Annotated in this window: 18 protein-coding genes; 8 read left to right on the top strand and 10 right to left on the bottom strand. The window is 55.3% G+C overall.

The genetic code is table 11. The annotated features are described in order from the left end of the window. Positions 1-34 precede the first annotated feature (34 nt). From ACPUC8_RS03290 to nudK, 7 genes are all read left to right on the top strand, one after another. Entirely contained in the window at positions 35-307 is a 273-nt protein-coding gene (locus ACPUC8_RS03290) for a YdgH/BhsA/McbA-like domain containing protein (RefSeq protein ID WP_039329741.1), read from the top strand. Positions 308-585: 278 nt separating this feature from the next. Continuing rightward, positions 586-2,088 (top strand): L-asparagine permease, encoded by a 1,503-nt coding sequence (gene ansP, locus ACPUC8_RS03285; RefSeq protein ID WP_494925572.1) that lies wholly within the window; start codon positions 586-588, stop codon positions 2,086-2,088. Positions 2,089-2,250: 162 nt separating this feature from the next. Then, a complete protein-coding gene (locus ACPUC8_RS03280) occupies positions 2,251-2,556 on the top strand; it encodes a chaperone NapD (RefSeq protein ID WP_197063312.1) in 306 nt (101 codons plus the stop codon). Then, positions 2,553-5,039 carry a nitrate reductase catalytic subunit NapA gene (napA, locus tag ACPUC8_RS03275; protein WP_494925571.1) on the top strand — a complete coding sequence of 829 codons (2,487 nt, stop codon included), beginning with the start codon at positions 2,553-2,555 and terminating at the stop codon, positions 5,037-5,039. Before ACPUC8_RS03280 ends, napA begins: the two co-directional genes overlap by 4 nt. A gap of 11 nt (positions 5,040-5,050) precedes the next feature. Beyond that, a complete protein-coding gene (gene napB, locus ACPUC8_RS03270; protein ID WP_039329736.1) occupies positions 5,051-5,482 on the top strand; it encodes a nitrate reductase cytochrome c-type subunit in 432 nt (143 codons plus the stop codon). Between the two features lie 8 nt (positions 5,483-5,490). After that, positions 5,491-6,075, top strand: a complete 585-nt coding sequence (gene napC, locus ACPUC8_RS03265; RefSeq protein ID WP_039329734.1) for a cytochrome c-type protein NapC — start codon at positions 5,491-5,493, stop codon at positions 6,073-6,075. Between the two features lie 154 nt (positions 6,076-6,229). Then, positions 6,230-6,808 carry a GDP-mannose pyrophosphatase NudK gene (gene nudK, locus ACPUC8_RS03260; protein WP_039329732.1) on the top strand — a complete coding sequence of 193 codons (579 nt, stop codon included), beginning with the start codon at positions 6,230-6,232 and terminating at the stop codon, positions 6,806-6,808. Positions 6,809-6,927: 119 nt separating this feature from the next. Here the strand turns inward: nudK and ACPUC8_RS03255 are convergent, their stop codons facing one another. From ACPUC8_RS03255 to ACPUC8_RS03220, 8 genes are read right to left on the bottom strand one after another with little or no spacing between them, the layout of a single operon-like run. Next, positions 6,928-7,890, bottom strand: a complete 963-nt coding sequence (locus ACPUC8_RS03255) for a ribokinase (RefSeq protein ID WP_039329729.1) — start codon at positions 7,888-7,890, stop codon at positions 6,928-6,930. Further along, a complete protein-coding gene (gene alsK / locus ACPUC8_RS03250) occupies positions 7,890-8,783 on the bottom strand; it encodes an allose kinase (RefSeq protein WP_494925570.1) in 894 nt (297 codons plus the stop codon). Before alsK ends, ACPUC8_RS03255 begins: the two co-directional genes overlap by 1 nt. Further along, complete coding sequence (gene alsE, locus ACPUC8_RS03245) at positions 8,780-9,472, bottom strand: D-allulose 6-phosphate 3-epimerase (protein WP_494925615.1); 693 nt, start codon at positions 9,470-9,472, stop codon at positions 8,780-8,782. Before alsE ends, alsK begins: the two co-directional genes overlap by 4 nt. After that, a complete protein-coding gene (locus ACPUC8_RS03240; RefSeq protein WP_039329723.1) occupies positions 9,472-10,521 on the bottom strand; it encodes an ABC transporter permease in 1,050 nt (349 codons plus the stop codon). Before ACPUC8_RS03240 ends, alsE begins: the two co-directional genes overlap by 1 nt. 16 nt (positions 10,522-10,537) lie before the next feature. Beyond that, the gene (locus ACPUC8_RS03235) at positions 10,538-11,527 is read right to left on the bottom strand and encodes an ABC transporter permease (protein ID WP_039329721.1); all 990 of its coding nucleotides are present in this window, start codon (positions 11,525-11,527) and stop codon (positions 10,538-10,540) included. After that, on the bottom strand, positions 11,520-13,025 hold the full coding sequence (locus tag ACPUC8_RS03230) for a sugar ABC transporter ATP-binding protein (protein ID WP_039329964.1): 1,506 nt from the start codon (positions 13,023-13,025) through the stop codon (positions 11,520-11,522). The genes ACPUC8_RS03235 and ACPUC8_RS03230 overlap by 8 nt, the downstream gene beginning before the upstream one ends. Positions 13,026-13,027: 2 nt before the next feature. Next, positions 13,028-14,011 carry a substrate-binding domain-containing protein gene (locus ACPUC8_RS03225; protein ID WP_039329719.1) on the bottom strand — a complete coding sequence of 328 codons (984 nt, stop codon included), beginning with the start codon at positions 14,009-14,011 and terminating at the stop codon, positions 13,028-13,030. 12 nt (positions 14,012-14,023) lie between these two features. After that, entirely contained in the window at positions 14,024-14,854 is an 831-nt protein-coding gene (locus ACPUC8_RS03220; protein ID WP_494925569.1) for a DeoR/GlpR family DNA-binding transcription regulator, read from the bottom strand. Positions 14,855-15,478: 624 nt separating this feature from the next. On the opposite strand from ACPUC8_RS03220, the gene ACPUC8_RS03215 reads away from it, so the two are divergent. Further along, positions 15,479-16,552, top strand: a complete 1,074-nt coding sequence (locus ACPUC8_RS03215) for a DUF1176 domain-containing protein (RefSeq protein WP_494925568.1) — start codon at positions 15,479-15,481, stop codon at positions 16,550-16,552. A 128-nt stretch (positions 16,553-16,680) separates the two neighbouring features. Here ACPUC8_RS03215 and ampH read toward each other — a convergent pair whose 3' ends face one another. Continuing rightward, positions 16,681-17,850 (bottom strand): D-alanyl-D-alanine-carboxypeptidase/endopeptidase AmpH, encoded by a 1,170-nt coding sequence (ampH, locus tag ACPUC8_RS03210; RefSeq protein ID WP_039329713.1) that lies wholly within the window; start codon positions 17,848-17,850, stop codon positions 16,681-16,683. Between the two features lie 145 nt (positions 17,851-17,995). Continuing rightward, positions 17,996-20,005, bottom strand: coding sequence for a transketolase (gene tkt, locus ACPUC8_RS03205; RefSeq protein ID WP_494925567.1), 2,010 nt, complete (start codon positions 20,003-20,005; stop codon positions 17,996-17,998). Positions 20,006-20,070 lie beyond the last annotated feature (65 nt).

Raw genomic sequence — 20,070 nt, 5'->3', positions numbered from 1 at the left:
CACTTTTATTAACGGACGACAACAGGAGCAAATCATGAAGACACCCCTTGCCATTCTGACTGCTGCACTGCTTGCCACCGCAAGTTTTACCGCGTTTGCTGCGCAACCTCTCAGTGCTGAACAGGCGCAAAACCTGCAAAGCGCGGGCACCGTTTCGATTAGCGGCGTCAAAGGTTCGTTCGATGATGCAACGCGCCAGCTATCGCAAAAAGCCGAAGAGTCGGGTGCCAGCCATTACCGCGTGATTGGCGTACAAACACCGGGCGATTCCAGCCTGTGGAGCGGCACCGCAGAGATTTACCGTTAGTCCCCCTCGCAATACCTCCCTGTAGCCACCCCTTTACCGGCCATCCCCCTGGCCGGTTTTTTTGTGCACCACGACCAATTCTTACAAATCAACTCGTGCAGGCAAACGGTATTTTTTGCTTCGTTCATGCAGAACGGGTAGGATTCATCGCCGTAATTTCCCGCCTTGCCGCGCGACACCGTTCCGCCGCACCGGTAGGGGGTTTTACCCCATTTCGCACCGCCATACGCAAACGTTTGGTTGCGCGGTGATTGATGGTCAGGACAAACAGGAAAGCTATGAAATCAACTAAAAAAACCGCAGCCGAACAACGCGCTGCGAAAAGACGCTGGCTCAATTCCCACGACACCGGTTACCACAAAGCAATGGGTAACCGTCAGGTACAAATGATCGCCATCGGCGGTGCTATCGGTACCGGCTTGTTCCTTGGTGCAGGCGCTCGCTTGCAGATGGCCGGTCCTGCTTTGGCACTGGTTTATCTGGTGTGCGGTATCTTCTCCTTCTTCATTCTGCGTGCGTTGGGCGAACTGGTATTACACCGTCCTTCAAGCGGCAGCTTTGTCTCATATGCACGTGAATTCCTTGGGGAAAAAGCGTCATACGTGGCAGGCTGGATGTACTTCGTTAACTGGGCGATGACCGGTATCGTGGATATCACGGCCGTCGCGCTCTATATGCATTATTGGGGCGCGTTTGGTGATGTACCGCAATGGGTGTTTGCCCTCGGTGCGTTAGCGATTGTCGGTACCATGAACATGATCGGCGTGAAGTGGTTCGCCGAAATGGAGTTCTGGTTTGCCCTGGTGAAAGTGTTGGCGATCGTGGTGTTCCTGATCGTCGGTGTGGTGTTCCTTGGCAGCGGTAAACCGCTGGATGGCAACACCACCGGCTTCCACCTGATAACCGATAACGGCGGCTTCTTCCCACACGGCTTGCTGCCAGCGCTGGTCTTGGTGCAAGGGGTGGTGTTTGCCTTCGCGTCTATCGAGTTAGTCGGTACAGCGGCGGGAGAGTGTAAAGACCCGAAAACCATGCTGCCAAAAGCCATCAACAGCGTGATCTGGCGTATCGGCCTGTTCTACGTGGGTTCAGTGGTGCTGCTGGTGCTGTTGCTACCGTGGAATGCTTATCAGGCGGGCCAGAGTCCGTTTGTCACCTTCTTCTCGAAGCTGGGCGTGCCTTACATCGGTAGCGTGATGAATATCGTGGTGCTGAGTGCTGCACTGTCGAGCCTCAACTCGGGCCTCTACTCCACCGGCCGTATTCTTCGTTCTATGTCGATGGGCGGTTCTGCACCGCAGTTCATGTCGAAGATGAGCAAACAGCAGGTGCCGTTTGCCGGCATTCTGGTCACTATCGCGGTCTATGTGATCGGTGTGGTGCTCAACTACTATGTGCCTTCGCAGGTGTTTGAAATCGTACTGAACGTGGCATCGCTGGGTATCATCTCCTCTTGGGGCTTCATCGTGGTGTGCCAGATGCGTCTGCGCAAAGCGATTAAAGAGGGCAAAGCGGAAGATGTCAGCTTTAAGCTGCCGTGGGCACCGGTGACCTCATGGTTAACGCTGTTGTTCCTGGTGAGCGTGCTGGTGTTAATGGCGTTTGACTACCCGAACGGTACTTACACCATCGCTTCAATCCCACTGATTGCGGTGATTCTGGTGCTGGGTTGGTTTGGCGTACGCAAACGCGTGCATGCTGAAGCCATGAAAGAGCATGACCATCACCATGACGATCAGGATAATGCGGCACCGACGTTGGCGGAAGACCGCTCGCGTTAATCGCAGTCATTCTCATCTCCGGGGGCCATTTGGCCCCCGTTTTTATTCCATCACGCCTTCCCTTGATCCCACTCCGGTATTTACACCTTTCGGGTGATATAGCCCTAACATGCGTCAGGTTATTTTACGCGCCATCTCTCATGGACTCATTGAGGTGAGCGCATGGCGCTATCGTCCCCTGAGCACGCTATTTCTCATGAAAACAGCTGGCATGTCTGTGGTTTGGTCATCCAGGCGCAACCCCACGCTATTGCAGCCGTCAAACAGGCTTTGCTGGCTCTCCCGGACAGCGAAATTGCTGCCGAAGACAACGCCCGTGGCACCTTAGCGGTCACGCTGGGTGCCGCCGATAGCCGCACCTTGCTTAGCCATATTGAATCCACCCGAAATATTCCCCAGGTACTGGCCGTGTCACTGGTTTATCACCAGCAGGACGAAGCGGAACATCGTCACAAGGAAGAAGCATGAAACTCAGTCGTCGTGAATTTATGAAAGCTAATGCCGCCGCCGCAGCGGCCATGGCGGCCGGACTCACTATTCCCAGCGTGACGAAAGCCGTTACCGCCTTAGCCGCGCCGATTCGTTGGGAGAAAGCCCCTTGCCGTTTCTGTGGCACCGGCTGTGGTGTGCTGGTGGGGACGCAGGATGGCCGTGTCGTTGCCTCGCAGGGTGATCCCCAGGCGGAAGTGAACCGAGGTTTGAACTGCATTAAAGGCTACTTCCTGCCGAAGATCATGTACGGAAAAGATCGTCTGACACAGCCGCTGCTGCGTATGACCGACGGTAAATATGACAAGGAAGGCGAGTTCACGCCGGTAAGCTGGGACCAGGCGTTCGACGTGATGGAGCAAAAGTTTAAAGCCGCGCTGAAAGCCAATGGACCGGAGTCGGTCGGTATGTTCGGTTCCGGCCAGTGGACGGTGTGGGAAGGCTATGCGGCGTCAAAGCTGATGAAAGCCGGGTTCCGCACTAACAACCTCGATCCTAATGCGCGTCACTGCATGGCTTCGGCGGTGGTGGGCTTTATGCGCACCTTCGGCATGGATGAACCCATGGGCTGCTACGATGATATCGAAGTGGCGGATGCGTTTGTGCTGTGGGGCTCTAACATGGCCGAGATGCACCCGATTCTCTGGTCACGCCTGACCGCCCGCCGTCTCAGCAACGATAACGTTAAAGTGGCGGTGCTCTCGACTTATCGTCATCGCAGCTTTGAGCTGGCGGATAACGGCATGGTGTTCACGCCACAAAGCGACCTGGCAATCCTCAACTTCATCGCCAACTACATCATTCAGAACAACAAGGTCGATAAAACCTTCCTGCAAAACCACGTGACCCTGCGCAAGGGCATGACGGATATCGGCTATGGTCTGCGTCCCAGCGATCCGCGTCAGGCAGCGGCAAAAAATCCCGACAGTGGTGAGTCGACGCCGATTAGCTTTGATGAGTACGCGAAGTTCGTTTCCGAGTACACAGTAGAAAAAGCCAGCGAAATGAGCGGCGTGGAACACGATCAGCTGATTGCGCTGGCTGAGCTCTATGCCGATCCCAATATCAACGTGGTCTCTTACTGGACCATGGGCTTCAACCAGCACACCCGCGGTGTGTGGGCAAACAACCTCTGCTACAACATCCACTTGCTGACCGGCAAAATTTCGCGCCCCGGCACCGGACCATTTTCGCTTACCGGGCAACCCTCTGCCTGCGGCACGGCGCGGGAAGTTGGTACGTTTTCGCACCGCCTGCCAGCCGATATGGTGGTGAATAATGATAAACATCGAGCAACGGCTGAAAAACTGTGGAAGCTGCCGCAAGGCACGATTCCCGCCAAAATTGGTTTGCACGCTGTGGCGCAAGATCGTGCCCTCAAGGATGGCAAGCTGAATGCATACTGGGTGATGTGTAACAACAACATGCAGGCCGGTCCCAACCTGACCCAGGAGCGTATGCCGGGCTGGCGTGATGCGCGCAATTTTGTCGTGGTCTCCGATCCTTATCCCACCGTGAGTGCGTTATGCGCAGACTTGATTCTGCCAACGGCGATGTGGGTGGAAAAAGAGGGGGCTTACGGCAATGCCGAGCGCCGTACTCAGTTCTGGCATCAGCAGGTGAAAGCGCCGGGTGAGGCGAAATCAGACCTGTGGCAGATGGTGAACTTTGCTAAGCGCTTCCGCGTCACTGAGGTGTGGCCCGAAGCGCTGATCGCCCAGAACCCTGAACTACGCGACAAAACGCTGTTCGATGTGCTCTATGCCAACGGTCAGGTGAACCAGTTCCCGCTCAGTGAAGTGGCTGACGACCAACTGAACGATGAAGCGCGAGAATTTGGCTTTTACATCCAGAAAGGGCTGTTTGAAGAGTACGCCAGTTTTGGACGTGGTCACGGTCACGATCTGGCGCCGTTCGATATGTACCACGAGGCGCGCGGATTGCGTTGGCCGGTGGTCGACGGCAAAGAGACGCGCTGGCGCTACCGCGAAGGTTTCGACAGCTACGTCAAAGCCGGTGAAGGGGTGCGTTTCTACGGCAAGCCCGATGGCAAAGCCACGATCTTCGCACTGCCTTATGAACTACCTGCCGAAGCGCCGGATGCGGAGTACGACATGTGGTTCTGCACTGGTCGTGTGCTGGAACACTGGCACACCGGCACCATGACGCGCCGCGTCCCCGAGTTGCATCGTGCCGTGCCGCAGGCGCTGCTCTATATCCATCCTCTTGATGCCAAAGGACGTGGTTTCCGCCGCGGTGAAAAGGTGCGCGTGGTGTCACGACGAGGCGAAACCGTGGCCACTGTTGAAACGCGCGGACGCAATCAGCCGCCACAAGGGCTGGTATTTATGCCGTTCTTCGATGCGGGCGTGCTGGCCAATAACGTCACGTTAGATGCCACCGATCCGCTGTCGAAGCAGACCGATTATAAGAAGTGCGCCGTCAAGCTGGTTAAAATTTAAGGCAGGATGCAATGAAACTCTTTCACACACTCATCACTTTAGCCGCCTTGCTGGTGGGCGGCGCAGTCTGGGCCGAAAAAGGTGTCAATCTCAATCAGTCACCGGAAGTGACCGCCACGCAGCAGGGCACTATTCATCAGCCCAAAGAGCAGAGTCGCAAGCCGCTTAACTACGTGAATCAGCCGCCGGTGATCCCGCATAGCGTAGACGGCTATCAGGTGACGAAAAACGTCAACCGCTGCCTGCAGTGCCACGGCACGCAAAGCTATCTCACCACTGGCGCGCCGCGCGTCAGTCCTACGCACTTTACCGATCGCGACGGCCTGGTGAGTAGCACCGTATCGCCACGGCGTTACTTCTGTTTGCAGTGCCACGTGCCGCAAACCGATGCCAAACCGGTGGTGGAAAATACCTTTAAACCGGCCAGTGGTTTTGGGCAATGAGGTTGAACATGAAAGAGAGATTACTGCGCATCTGGCGCTGGTGGCGACGCCCCAGCCGTCTGGCGCTGGGCACACTGCTGATTTTGGGCTTTGCCGGCGGCATCATTTTCTGGGGTGGATTTAACACCGCGATGGAGATGACTAACCGCGAGCAGTTCTGTATTGGCTGCCATGAAATGCGCAATAACGTGTATCAGGAATATATGCAGACGGTGCATTACAACAACCGCAGCGGCGTGCGTGCCACCTGCCCGGATTGCCATGTGCCACACGAGTGGGGCCCGAAAATGCTGCGCAAATTGCAGGCCAGCAAAGAGGTCTACGCGAAGATTTTTGGCCTGATCGATACGCCACAAAAGTTTGAAGAGACGCGCATCGAACTTGCGCAGAACGAATGGCGCAGGATGAAGAACAACAATTCGCAGGAGTGTCGCAACTGTCACAATTTCGATTACATGGATTTCACCGCACAGAAAACCGTGGCGGCCAAAATGCACAGCAAAGCGGTGCAGGATGGGCAAACCTGTATCGATTGTCACAAGGGTATCGCGCACCATTTGCCGGATATGAAAGAGCAGCCGAACGGATTTTAATTTTCACATCGCGCTGAAAGTCGCGCCGCTACCGGTCTCTGCACCATGTTGTAGCGGCGCAATCTATTGCACATCATCCGCACAAATTCAGATAGTTTTCCCCACCGCTTGCGCCTATTATCTCTGGCTCCCTCAGATAAGCAGTGGAGCGGCCATGTCGTTAAAGATCAACATCATCAAAGACAAGTTGCTGTCAGATAATTACTTTATCCTGCGCAACTTCACCTACGAACTGACGCGCAGCAACGGCGAAGTGGTGCGTCATAAGCGCGAAGTCTATGACCGTGGCAACGGCGCCACCATCCTGCTCTACAACCGCGATAAAAACACCGTGCTACTAATTCGTCAGTTCCGCATTGCCACCTACGTCAATGGCAATCCCACGGGCGAACTGATTGAAAGCTGCGCCGGGCTGCTTGACGATGACACGCCAGAAGATTGCATCCGTAAGGAGGCGATTGAAGAGACGGGTTATGAAATTGGTAAAGTGGAAAAGCTGTTCGAAGCCTATATGTCGCCAGGTGGCGTGACGGAGATTGTCCACTTCTTTGCGGCCGAGTACAGCGATGCGATGCGCACCCATGAAGGCGGTGGCGTCGAGGATGAGGAGATTACCGTACTGGAATTACCGTTCCCGCAGGCGCTGGCGATGGTGAAAGAGGGCCGTATCCAGGACGGAAAAGCAATCATGCTGTTGCAGCATGCGCAAATTGCGGGTTGGTTGAAAGCGTAAAGGGTGCGGTGATTGACCTGATCAGTATAAATGCCGTCAATACCCGGGTGCGGTGATTAACCAGGTCGGCATAAATGCCGACCCTACGGACGCTGTAGTGTGCGCATTTATGCGCACCGTTACACGCAAACGGCTAACGGTTCTGGCACACACTCCGGATGTGCCTGCATACGCGCCAACGCTTCGGCGTAAGAAGGCATTGAATTCGCCGCTCCTGAACGCTCCACACACAGTGAAGCATAGGCAGAAGCAAACAGCGCCGCCTGCGGTAGCTCATCACCGGACGCCAGCCGTGCCGCCAGTGCGCCGTTGAACGCATCGCCCGCGCCGGTGGTATCCAGCGGCTGTGCCGGGAACAGCGGAATGCGCAGCGGCGCTTGCTCTGCGTTGGAAAGCAGTGCGCCGGCCATACCCAAGGTAATAATCACCTGACGCGCGCCTTTGCGATGCAGCACCTCAGCGGCTTGCTGCGCGCTGGCGAAATCGGTGACTTTCACTCCGGTGATTTGCATCGCTTCGGTGCTGTTTGGCGTCAGCAAATCCACTTTCGCCAGCAATGAGTCACTCACTTTTTGCCATGGCGCAGGGTTTAAAATCACAAAGGTGCCACCTGCCCGCGCATTATCGATCATGCGCTGGATGGCGCTGAGGTTGTTCTCCAACTGCACCAGCAGAATATCAGCGGCGGCAACGGTGGGCTGGCAGCGTGATACTTCAGCGGCACTCACCGTGGTGTTAGCGCCGGGATAAACCGAAATCATGTTCTCGGCATCATCACCCGCCACGTAAATCAGGGCGTTACCGGTCGGTTTCTCTTTGCAGGTAAACAGCGTAATGGCATCAAAGCCGGTTTTTTCTAAGTGACGACGCGCAAAGGTGCCGAAATCATCGTTCCCCACTTTGCCGATGTAGTGCACGCGCGCCCCGGCGCGCAGGGCAGCAGTGGCTTGGTTTGCGCCTTTACCGCCGGGTCCCATCATACTCTGGTGAGCCGTCAAGGATTCACCCGGCATCGGGAAACGGTTCATCACCGCGACAACGTCGAGGTTGAATGAGCCAAACACACACACTTTTCCTTTCATCATGCACTCCTGAACAGACGTTCTGCGGCCAGACAGGCGCCGCGACAGCCCGTGTGATCGGTGGATTGACTGAACACAATCTTCAAATTGTCACGCGTGGCAGGCGGGCGCAGATGCTGTTGAACCTGGCTGCGCAATTGCGCCAACGGGAAGTCCGCCATCGCCACCACCCCGCCGCCCAAGATCAGGTATTCCGGATCGAGAATGTTCATCTCGGTGGCAATCAGCTGCGCCAGACGGTAAACGAACGCTTGCAGCTCTGGATGATCGCCGTGCTGGGTAAACAGCGCGGACATATCGGTTTGTGACACGTTGGCCTTCGCCCATTGGCTCAGCCAGTGGCCTGACGTCAACGTCTCTGCACAACCCCGGTTGCCGCACGGGCAGGGGAGATCGTTACCGGCGATCGGTACGTGTCCCAGTTCACCCGCGCCGCCGTGCTGACCATGGTAAAACTGGCCGTTGATCCACAGGCTGTTGCCCATACCGGTACCGGGATAAAGGCCGACGGCGATATCCGGTAATTGCTCCAGCTGCATCAAATCCCACATCATCAGATGGTTGACGTCCTTATCCATTGCCACTGGCACGCCAAGACGTTCAGTGAGGATGGCGGCAACTGGCTGGTGATCCAGCGCCTGAATAAAGGGCAACGAGATCACCTGCTGACGGTCGCGGCTGAGAATGCCCGGCAAGCCCAGCATCACGCCGCTCACTGGTTGTTGCTCTAATGTCTCGCCGATTAACTGCCCGAGTGCCGACAGGGCATCGGGTTGCTGCGCCCAGCTGGCCGTCGGCACTTTGCGGAAGCTGGACCATTCGCGTCCCTCTTCCATCAGTTGCAGACGTGTGCCGGTGCCGCCAATGTCGATACCGAGCCAGCGTTTTTTCATGCGGACACCTTGCTCAGGCCCTGCGCTTCATCAATGCTGTCGCGCATCATGTCCCAGGCGGTGGCCAGATCGTTGTGAATATTGAACAGACCAGAGGTGCCGACAATCAGCACTTCCGCGCCCGCACCCACCAGGGTGTTATAAGTGCGGGTGTTACAGGAGCCGTCGATCTCGATCAGATATTGGTGGCCGTGCTGCTGCTTCAGAGCTTTCAGCTCCTGCACTTTCGCCACCATCTCCGGGATGAACGGCTGGCCTGCATAGCCAGGATCAACGGTCATCACGGTGATCTTATCCAGCAGGTGAATGTAGTGGTGGATAAACGACACCGGGGTCGCCGGGTTCAGCACCACACCCACTTTCTTGCCGAAACTGCGAATCAGGTTAATCACGCGGAACGCATCACGGTTGATGGTTTCGGCGTGCGGGCAGATGTAGTCTGCGCCGGCTTTGGCAATCACTTCGATGAAATCAGTCGGGTGTTCCACCATCAGATGAACATCCAGCGCCACTTTGGTGTGTGGACGAATCTGTTCAATAAAGAACGGTGACAGCGTGATGTTCTTAACGTAATGACCGTCCATGATGTCGATGTGAAGGAAGTCCGCGCGGGAGTCCAGCACTTCTAACTGGTGCTTGATCTCCATCAGATTCATACACATCAACGACGGGGAGACTTGAATACGCATCATACTTCCTTCTTTTCGGTCAAAGGGTTAAGGGCCGCGGCTAACTTGCTGAGCTTTACGGCGCGATGTTCATTAAAACGAGCTTTAAATTGTTTGAAGGCCAGCACCACAATCAGCACGGCACCCCACATCGCCAGGCTGACATGCTGGCTGATGTTCATCAGGTTGAATCCAGTGGAGAGCACTTGCAGCGCAATCAGCGCCAGCACCACACCGGTGACGCGGCCAAAACCGCCGTTCGGGTCGGTGCCGCCGAGAATAATCGCCAGTACCGTCAGCAGCAGGTAAGCATCGCCGTAACCCATGCGGGCCGAGTTAAAGCGCGCCATCATGATCAATCCGGCCAGCACACACAGCAGGCTGGAGATCACGTACACCAGAATCACCATGCGGTGGGTGTTGATGCCGCTGAACCAGGTGGCGTTGATATTGCTGCCGCCCATATAGATGCATTTACCGGCACGAGTTTTGCCTAAGAACAGCGCCAGCAGCGCAGCGGCAATCAGGAACACCCACAGCGGCAGCGGCATACCCAGCAAGGTGTTGGAGCCGAGCGCCTGCACAATCGAAGGCATGCCGCTAACGGCTGCGCCTTTGGTCAGCCAGATACCGATGCCGTTAAGTGTCATCATGGTCGCCAGCGTCACCAGAATCGGGTGGGCACCAATCCGCGTCACCATCACGCCGGTGATCACGCCGATGAAGGCAGCAATCACCATCGCGCCGATGATGGCGATAAACAGCCACAGCAGTTGCTGACCGGTGCCTGCATCAGCGGGCAGGGCGCTCATCAGCGTCCAGGCAATAAACAGCGCCGTCAGGTTAGCGGTGGCGATGATCGCCAGGTTCAAACCGCCGCTGAGGATGGCAATAAACATCGCCAGCGTGAGCAAACCGAGTTCTGGCAACTGGAACGCCATACTCATAAAGGTGGAGTCCGTCATAAAACGACCCGGCAACATGATGGTGAAGATCGCCAGCGCCAGCGCAATCAGTAACATCAGGCCGATATTGGTGCCGTCCGGACGCAGAGAGGAGAGTGATTTCATATGCATGCCCTTTCGGTCAGACGAAACTGACGTCAGTTTCTTTACGTTTTTTGTAGTGCGTCACGGCAATCGCCACCATGATCACGCCGCCGACGACGATGTTCATGAAGTAGTTCGAGACGCCAATCAGGTTGAGGCCGTTCTTCAGGATGGCGATCAGGAACACACCCATCAGCGTGCCGCTCACTGTGCCTTTGCCGCCCATCAGGCTGGCACCGCCAAGCACCGTGGCTGCCAGAACATCTAACTCGCCGCCAACTAACGCATTCGGCACCACTTCACCCATGCGATACACCTGCACCAGCCCGCCAATTGCGGCCATCGCACCAAGCCAGCCGTAGGCGAAGACGTGAATCAGACCGACGCGGATGCCGATGCGACGGGCAGATTCAGCATCGCCACCCACCGCATACAGCTGACGGCCGAGGTTGGTTTTGTTCAACAGCAGCGCGGTCAGTCCGGCAATCACCAGCATGGTGACCAGCGGCAATCCAATCTGGAAACTGTTGCCCTGCCAGGTAAAAGGCAGCACGCTGCGCAGCGTGATCCACCAGTCCGGCAGTGAGTAGAGGCTTTTTCCGCCGGTAACCCACATCAACAAACCAAACAGCAGCGACTGCATACTGATGGTGATGATGATCGACACCACGCGCAGTGAGGTAATCAGCAGGGCGTTGATCACCCCGAACAGTGTGCCGCACACAATCGCCAGCAGAATGCTCAGCAGGGCGTTATCAAACTGAAACTGCACAAACAGCGTGGCGATGAGGTATTGCACTACCGACGCCACCGCCGCGAACGAGATATCGATGCCGCCGGTGACCAGCACCAAAAACAGCCCGAGGGCAAAGATGCCGGTGACGGCGTAGCTTTCGGCCAGATCCAGCAGGTTCTGCACCGTCAGGAATTGATCGCTGGCTACAGAGAAGAACAGGATAAAAGCCAGCAGAACCCACGCCAGCCAGCCTTGACTGGAGTGCGGGCGTAAACGAGATAAATCAGGCATTAATCACCTCCGCCAGCTGTTGTTGCTCAACGGTATCGGGTTGGTATTCGGCATGAATGGTGCCATCACGGAAGTGCAGAATGCGGTCGCAGTTGTACCAAACCTCAGGCACTTCATCGGAAATCAGAATGATCGACAGACCTTCTTTCGCCAGCTCGTGGATCAGTTGATAAATGCTGGCTTTGGCACCGACGTCGACGCCCACGGTCGGGGAATCAAGGATCAGGATGCGCGGCTGCGTGAGCACCCATTTCGCCAGCACGATCTTTTGCTGGTTACCGCCAGACAGGGTGGAGATCGCCAGATTGGGATCGGCCACGCGCACGCCGAGCTGCTGAATCCATTGCAGGATCAGCTTGTTTTTGCGGTATTCGTCGATGATGTGGAAACGGTTTTGCAGCTTATCGAGGATCGGCAGCACCATGTTGTCGGCCACCGACTGCTGCTGGACCAAGCCCAGCGTTAAGCGGTCTTCGGAGACATACCCGATGCCCGCTTTGATGGCATCTTCATGACCACGGAAGCGCACCGGCTTGCTATCGAGCCAGATTTTGCCGCTGTCCGGTTTGGTCATGCCAAACAGTGAGAGAGCCAGTTCGGTGCGGCCAGAGCCAAGCAGGCCACACAGGCCCAGAACTTCGCCTTGATAGAGTTTGAAATTGACGTCGTGATACTGTCCGGCACGGGTCAGATTATCCACTTCAAGAATGGCACGGTCGGCATTGCGGGTTGGCGCTTTCAGCTGATAGTCGAGTTTCAGACCGGTCATCAGTTCGGTGAGATGGTGTGGCGTCATCTCTTTGGCTGGCCAACAGCCCATTTTGCGCCCGTCGCGGATCACCGTCACGCGGTCGGAAATTTCTAATACTTCATCCAGACGGTGACTAACAAACACCACGCAGATGTTTTTATCTTTCAGATAACGCACGGTGCGCAGCAACTGATTCACTTCGGTACGGGTGAGAGAAGCCGTTGGCTCATCCATGATCACCAGACGCGCATCGGCGACCAGTGCCCGGCATATCGCCACCTGCTGGCGGGCCGCAATCGACAGCGCCGAGACTTTCTCATCCAGATCGAGGTCAAACTTGAGTTCTTCAATAATGCGCGCAGCGGTCTCGCGCAGCTTCGCTTTGCGATGCCAGCCGAGCAGGCCATTGAGGTTGTGCTCAAAGGCGATGTTCTCGGCCACGCTGAGATTGGGGAACAGTGACAGGTCCTGGTAAATCACCTGGATGCCGAAGTCACGCGCCTGACGGGTGGTCAGACGCGGGAAGCTGGGACCCTCACCCAGTGTGATGCGGCTGCCACTGTCCGGGGCGTGTACCCCGGAAATGACTTTGATTAAGGTGCTCTTGCCACAGCCGTTGGTGCCAGCGAGACAGTGCACTTCGCCAGCCAACAGGCTTAGCGAGATATCGCTCAGTGCGCGGTTGCCACCAAATGTTTTCGACAGGTTGTCGAGCGCAATCAGCGTCTGTGGGATCACCTCTTTCATCATTACAGCCCCATTTTCACCAGTTTTGGCAGGTTTTCTTTGTCCAGGCTTTCGGTGTTGTTACCGAGGATGGTGTGTGTCGCCTCGTCAACTTTCACTTTGCCTAGCCCCTCGATGGTCATGCCATCGGTGATTGGCTCTTTCTTCTGCATCATGTCGGCGATACGGATAAACACTTCACCGGCGGTTTCTGGGTTCCAGATGTAGCCACCTTTAATCGCACCACGCTGCACCAGCGATGCACCCTGACCTGGGCTGAAGGCACCAATCACGCACACCTGATCGATTTTGTTGCGGTTCATCACCGCGCGACCGGCACCAATCGGGCCTTGTGAACCAAACGCCATGATGCCTTTCAGATCCGGGTACTTGGACATCAGCTCATTGGTGGTACGAATCGAGTCATCCAGCGATTCACCCACGCCGAATTTGTCGGTCACCATCTGCATTTTTGGATAGTGCTCTTTCTGGTAATTCAGTGCGGCATCGGTCCACTGTTGATGCAATGGCACGGTCAGGCTGCCGACGTACATGGCGTATTTGCCTTCCTCATGCATGCATTTCGCCAGAGCTTTCATATGGTTGATGCCGTGGGTTGGCGCATCCACCAGTTCGAAGTCCCAGTTGGCCCCTTTCTGATCGGGTGATTCGTGGGTAATGACCTGAATTCCGGCTTCACGTGCGCGTTTCAGCACCGGCTCCAGCACTTTCGGGTCATTTGGCACCACGCCGATGATGTCGACTTTCTGCGCGATCAAATCCTCAATAGCTCGCACCTGTAACGCCGGGTCCGCAGCCGTTGGGCCCACCATCCATGCATCAATGCCGCGTTTCGCCGCTTCACTTTTGATGCCCGCTTCCATGGCATTAAACCAGGGAATACCGCCAATTTTCACCACGATGCCCATGCGCAATTTATCGGCCGCGTGCGCGCCAGTGGCGGCAAACAGGGCAAGTAGAGAACAGGCGATAAGATGTTTTTTCATAAAGACTCCGAATTAATTTTTTATTAGCTGCATTGAATTGGTGCGCTGTGAGCAATCAATAATATTGACGCCGTTCCAGGCTAATTCTTGTTCCAGCTCTTTGTCTTTTATTTGGTCAGTGATGAGAAAGTCCACATCGCGATAATGACAAATACGCGCGAATGAGGGTCGCAGAAATTTACTGGCGTCCAGCAACAGATGTTTTCTTTCTGCTGCTAATAGCATTTGCTGTTTTAAATGTGCGTTGTTTTCGTTACCTTCACGTAAATAACCGTCATTGCCTAAACTGCTACAGGAAAAAAAGATCTTATTGATCTGGAATTCCCGTAAAGGCTGCTCAGCGACTACGCCGTGGAAATCTTCATAACGGTCAGAGTACTCTCCCCCTAAGCAGATGGTACGGATACTGCCGCGTGCGGCAAGGGTCTGCACGATTCTGATAGAGTTGGTTAACACCGTTAATTCAATATCCGGTAGCTGTCGCGCTAAATACCAGCAAGTGGTGCTACTGTCGAGTAATATACAATCGCCGGGGCTGATGAAATCGAGTGCACGTTTGGCTATCGCCATTTTTGCATCTACATGTTCATTCATTCTCTGGCGGAAAGATAATTCATACTCGTTAACACCTCTCGTATTCCCCTGAATGTTAGCGGCTTGTCGTTTTGCTGGTACTGCACCGCCGTGGCTACGTTGCAACAGCCCACGTCTCTCCAGCTGAGTTAAATCACGACGAATGGTTTCCTGCGAAACCTGACATAACGTGACTAATTCAGCGACAATAACCCGACCATTTAAATTAAGTTCGTCAATAATTCGCTGCTGTCTTTCAATCGGCAACATAACTGCCCTCCGATGGTGATAAATTACTGGATACCGCAGCCGGAAAATGTGGACTACGCGCGAGTCCGCAGAGCCCAAATTGCCTGGCGGTGTTTGAGTGATATGAGTCAGGTTTTTATGTAAATCAGATCTGTTTATTTCATATTTAATGATATCTGATTCACATAAATACGCGTATTAGCGCTAAATGAAGGGATCGGTAGCCAACAACTATAATCGCGGTAAAACACCTTAACATGACCGGATGTGACCGTTTGTGTGTATTTGACCGATTTGTGATCCCAACATAATTATGTTGTTTACCGAAGCGGTGCGATTCATCACGCGGTTTTTAACGTTGTGCTGATGACAAATGCGCAATGCATTGCGCCGCTACCTCTCTTTAGCTCCTCAATTGGCGGACATCACCCGCACTGTCCGCAATAGTCCGACGAATCCGATTGAGCAGAATTCGGTCGAAAAGGATGATGAAGGTGTTACGTCATCCAGCCTTAGATCGCCTCAGGCGACGGCTTTTTCAGCAGTTAACCTTACTTTTCAGGCCAGCTCACAGTTTGGGCCTGCTGACAGCGTTGCCGTTGCGCTATGATTTTCTTTCCAGGAATTTGGGGACCGGTTTTTTTAATGTCGTATTGGATGAAGTCGCTGCTTTTGTTGCCTTTTATGTTTGTCGCGTGCGTTCAGGCTGAGCCACTGCAAAAGTCATTTTCTGACTGGCAGCTCACCTGCAACAACGCGGCTTTTTGCGTGGCGCGCAGCTTTCCCGGTGACAACGGATTAGTGATGACCGTCTCACGTCATGCTGGCGTTAACGATCGCCCGCTTCTGCGTATTGATTACGGCAGCGGATACAGTGGCGAACTGCCCGGCGGTACACTGAAAGATAACCTGCTGCTGGATCAGCGTCGCTTGACGCCAGACCTTAAACACTGGTCAGTTGAACCGCACCATCTGGCCACCAGTAATGCCGTTGCCATTGACGAGTTTCTGGCACAAACGCTGGATGCCAACAATCTGCAGCTGACCTATCAAGCCAAAGCCACTATTCCTTTAAGCGGCATGAAAGCGGCACTGCTGTTGATGGATGAAGTGCAGGGCAGGGTGAACGGTGGCAGTGCCTGGGTGAAGCGGGGAGATCGGGCGCAGTGGGATGTACCGCCGCCGCCACAGCTGCCGCAGCTACCCACGCCTTTACCGGAACCCGCACCACTGACCCAAGAGGAAACCGCCGGGTTAATTGACTATGGCACCTGGCGCGTCAATACCGATAACTGCTCGCTTGATCCGCTGCGGCGAGAAGTGACGGTGGCACCGCTCACCGACACCAAAGCGTTGATCTTAGTCAGCTGCGAAACCGGCGCTTACAACGTGATTGATCTGGCGTTTGAAGTGACGCGCAGACAGCCCTATGTGGCGCGCGGATTGATGCTGAACTTGCCCTTTACGCCGCCATCACGCAGCGATAATCAACTGGAGTTGGTCAACGCGGAGTTCGATGCCAGCAGTGGCCTGCTGTACACCTTCAGTAAAGGGCGTGGTTTGGGAGACTGCGGCGTAGCGACCCGTTGGCAGTTCGATGGCAACGAGTTTGTGTTGGCCGAGTATGCCGAAGAGAAAATCTGCGATGCCTGGCATAGCAGTGAGGACTGGCCAACGTTATGGGTTAGCCAGTCGCAGAATGCGGTTCAGTCGCGTTAATCAGGCGGCTGGAAAACATGACCGTAGCGGCGCGATTCATCGCGCTTCCCCCAAGCGTTGATGCTGCTCAAAGACGCGCAATAAATTGCGCCGCTACGGTTGAGTGCCTCATATAGGGTCGTGAATGATTAACGAATCGCTTGCACCGTCATCGGTGAGCCGTTCTGGTTACCAACCAACTCGGCTAGCAGGTTATTCACGCCATCACTCATCGGAGTAAAGCGTGACAGCGGTGAACGTGTCACCACGACAAACACCCCAACATTGTTCTGCGGCACCATCGCCATATAGGTAATGAAGCCTCCGCCGCCGCCGGTTTTCTCGATGATGCCAGGACGGCCCTCTTTTGGCCCCATATAAACCCAGCCCATGCCTAAGGCATCGGCGCGTCCTGGCACATCCATGCCTTCGACTTTGGTCAGTTGGTCGCGACGATAGATCAGCGTTTGCAAACGATCAATCTGTGGCGTGCGATGATTGACTGCCGAGTTCAGGAACTGCTGCATCCAACGGCCCATGTCATCAGGTGTCGAGTAAACGCCACCGCTGCCCACGGCCGCCAGCGTATTGTTGCACGGGCTGGCCCCTTTTTCTGGGATCATCAGACGTTGGCATTGATCCGGTGACGGAGTAAAGGTGGTGTCTTTCATGCCCAGTGGGCGCGTCACCAACTGCTGCAACAGCGCTGGGTAGGGCATCCCGCCGGCTTTCGACAAGGCATCGCCCAGCAGATCAAAACCCAGGTTAGAGTAAGACGCTTGGGTGCCTGGCGTCGCCTTCAACTCGGCACCACGCAGCCATTGCCAACGGTCGGCTTTGGTTGGCCAGACAAATACCGGACGATGCGGTTTGCCACCTGGCTGTTCGCGCGGCAGGCTGCCGGTGTGGGTGGCAAGGTTGATCAGGCGAATCGGCTGGCCGTTATAACTTGGGACACGTGCGCCAGGAGGCGCATATTTACTCAGCGGATCGTCAAGACGGATCTGACCGCGCTCGGCCATCTTCACCATCACTTCGCTGGTCATCAACTTACTCAATGAAGCAATGCGAATCACTGAATCAAGCTGGGGGCGGACATTATTGCCGGGGCTGGTATCACCAAAGCTGGCGAACACGCGCTGATTGCCATCAATCGCCACCAACGCCATACCAGTTGCACCGCTGCCATAGAAAATGTGCTCGGCATAACGATCAACGATCTGAGAGGCCAGCAGCGGATCGGCGGCGGTCTGCGCCATGCTTTTTAATGGAAGCACTGAAACCATTAAGGCCAGTAAAAAGGGAGTACGTTTTTTCAACGGGAAAGCGTCCGCAACAGGAATCGGAGGAAAGCCTATAGTAATCAGTTTGCGCGGTGCGGGAAGGGGGAAAGTGGGATTTTTTTCTGTATCAGGCTGTGATCAAAAAACGGCCCGTGCGTCGGTAAACGCCGGGCCGGATCGATTAGTGCGGCTTGAGTAATGCTTCGGTGTGACTCACGATATTTTCCACGGTAAAACCAAATTCCGCGAACAGCTTACCGGCCGGTGCTGACTCCCCGAAGGTGGTCATCCCGACAATCGCGCCATCCAGACCGACATATTTGAACCAGTAATCGGCGATGCCCGCTTCGACGGCCACGCGCGCTTTCACGTTCGAAGGCAGCACGGATTCACGGTAGGCCACGTCCTGCTTATCAAACACGTCTGTGCTTGGCAGGGAGACCACGCGGATTTTATGGCCGTTGGCACCCAACTTATCCGCCGCCCCCAGGGCGATTTCAATCTCGGAACCGGTGGCAATGATGATAGCTTCCGGCGTGCCGTCGCAATCCTGCAGGACATATCCGCCTTTGGCGATATCGGCCACCTGGGCCTTGCTCCGCTCAGGTTGCAGCAGATTCTGCCGTGACAGAATCAGCGCTGTCGGGCCATGGTGACGCTCGACGGCCGCTTTCCATGCCACGGCGGTTTCTACCTGATCACAAGGACGCCAGACGCTCATATTCGGCGTGACACGCAGGCTGGCGAGTTGCTCAACTGGCTGGTGTGTTGGGCCATCTTCACCCAAACCGATCGAGTCATGGGTATAGACCAGCACCTGGCGCGCCTTCATCAATGCGGCCATGCGCACGGCGTTACGCGCGTACTCAACAAACATCAGGAAGGTGGCGGTATAAGGAATAAAGCCGCCGTGTACGGCAATCCCGTTGCCAATGGCCGTCATACCAAACTCACGCACGCCGTAGTGAATGTAGTTACCGGCAATATCCTCTTTGATCGATTTCGAGCCAGACCAGATAGTGAGGTTACTCGGCGCGAGGTCAGCGGAGCCACCCATCAGCTCAGGCAGCAGTTTGCCATAAACTTCCAGGGTGTTTTGCGAGGCTTTGCGGCTGGCAATTTTTTGCGGATTCGCCTGTAGCTGCTCGACAAAAGCCTGAGTTTCATCTGCCCACCTGGCGGGCATACCGCCGTCGAGGCGGCGGCTGAACTCTTTAGCGAGATCCGGGTGTGCAGCCTGATAGGCCGCGAATTTCTCATCCCAGGCTTTTTCTCGCTGATTGCCAGCTTCTTTCGCATCCCATTGCTGGTAGATCTCTTTCGGAATTTCAAACGGGGGATAATGCCAACCCAGTTTCTGGCGCGTTAACGCCACTTCCTGCTCGCCCAGCGCCGCGCCGTGCGACTCTTCTTTACCGGCTTTGTTCGGCGAGCCAAATCCGATGATGGTGCGGCAGATAATCAGAGACGGTTTGTCCGTGACACTCTGCGCCTCTTTAATGGCTGCGGCGATGGCCTCTGGGTCGTGTCCGTCAATCCCTTCGGCACTGCCGACTACGTGCCAGTTGTAGGCTTCAAAGCGCTTGTGGGTGTCATCGGTGAACCAGCCTTCGGTTTCACCATCAATCGAGATGCCGTTGTGATCATAAAAGCCAATCAGTTTGCCGAGGCCAAGGGTGCCCGCCAGTGAACTGACTTCGTGCGAGATGCCCTCCATCAGGCATCCATCGCCCATAAACACATAGGTGTAGTGATCGACAATGTCGTGACCAGGGCGGTTAAATTGTGCCGCCAGCGTGCGTTCGGCAATCGCCATGCCCACCGCATTGGCGAGGCCCTGACCGAGCGGTCCGGTGGTGGTTTCAATGCCTGGCGTATAGCCCAGCTCTGGGTGACCCGGTGTTTTCGAATGCAACTGGCGGAAGTTTTTCAGCTCTTCCATTGGCAGGTCATAACCGGTGAGGTGCAGCAAACTGTATTGCAACATCGAACCGTGGCCGTTGGAGAGAATGAAGCGGTCGCGGTCAGCCCACGCCGGGTTATTAGGGTTGTGTTTCAGAACATCGCGCCATAACACTTCAGCGATATCCGCCATCCCCATCGGCATGCCAGGGTGACCTGAATTTGCTTTTTGTACCGCATCCATACTCAAAGCACGAATCGCGTTAGCCAACTCTCTGCGTGAAGACATAGGGTACTCCGTTTTGATTGGGCAATTGAGGACGAGCAGACGCTCGTCCGGCATGAGAAGTTTTG

It is taken from the genome of Pantoea sp. CFCC18177 (genome assembly GCF_059412425.1).
This window is presented reverse-complemented; position numbering and strand designations above follow the sequence as displayed.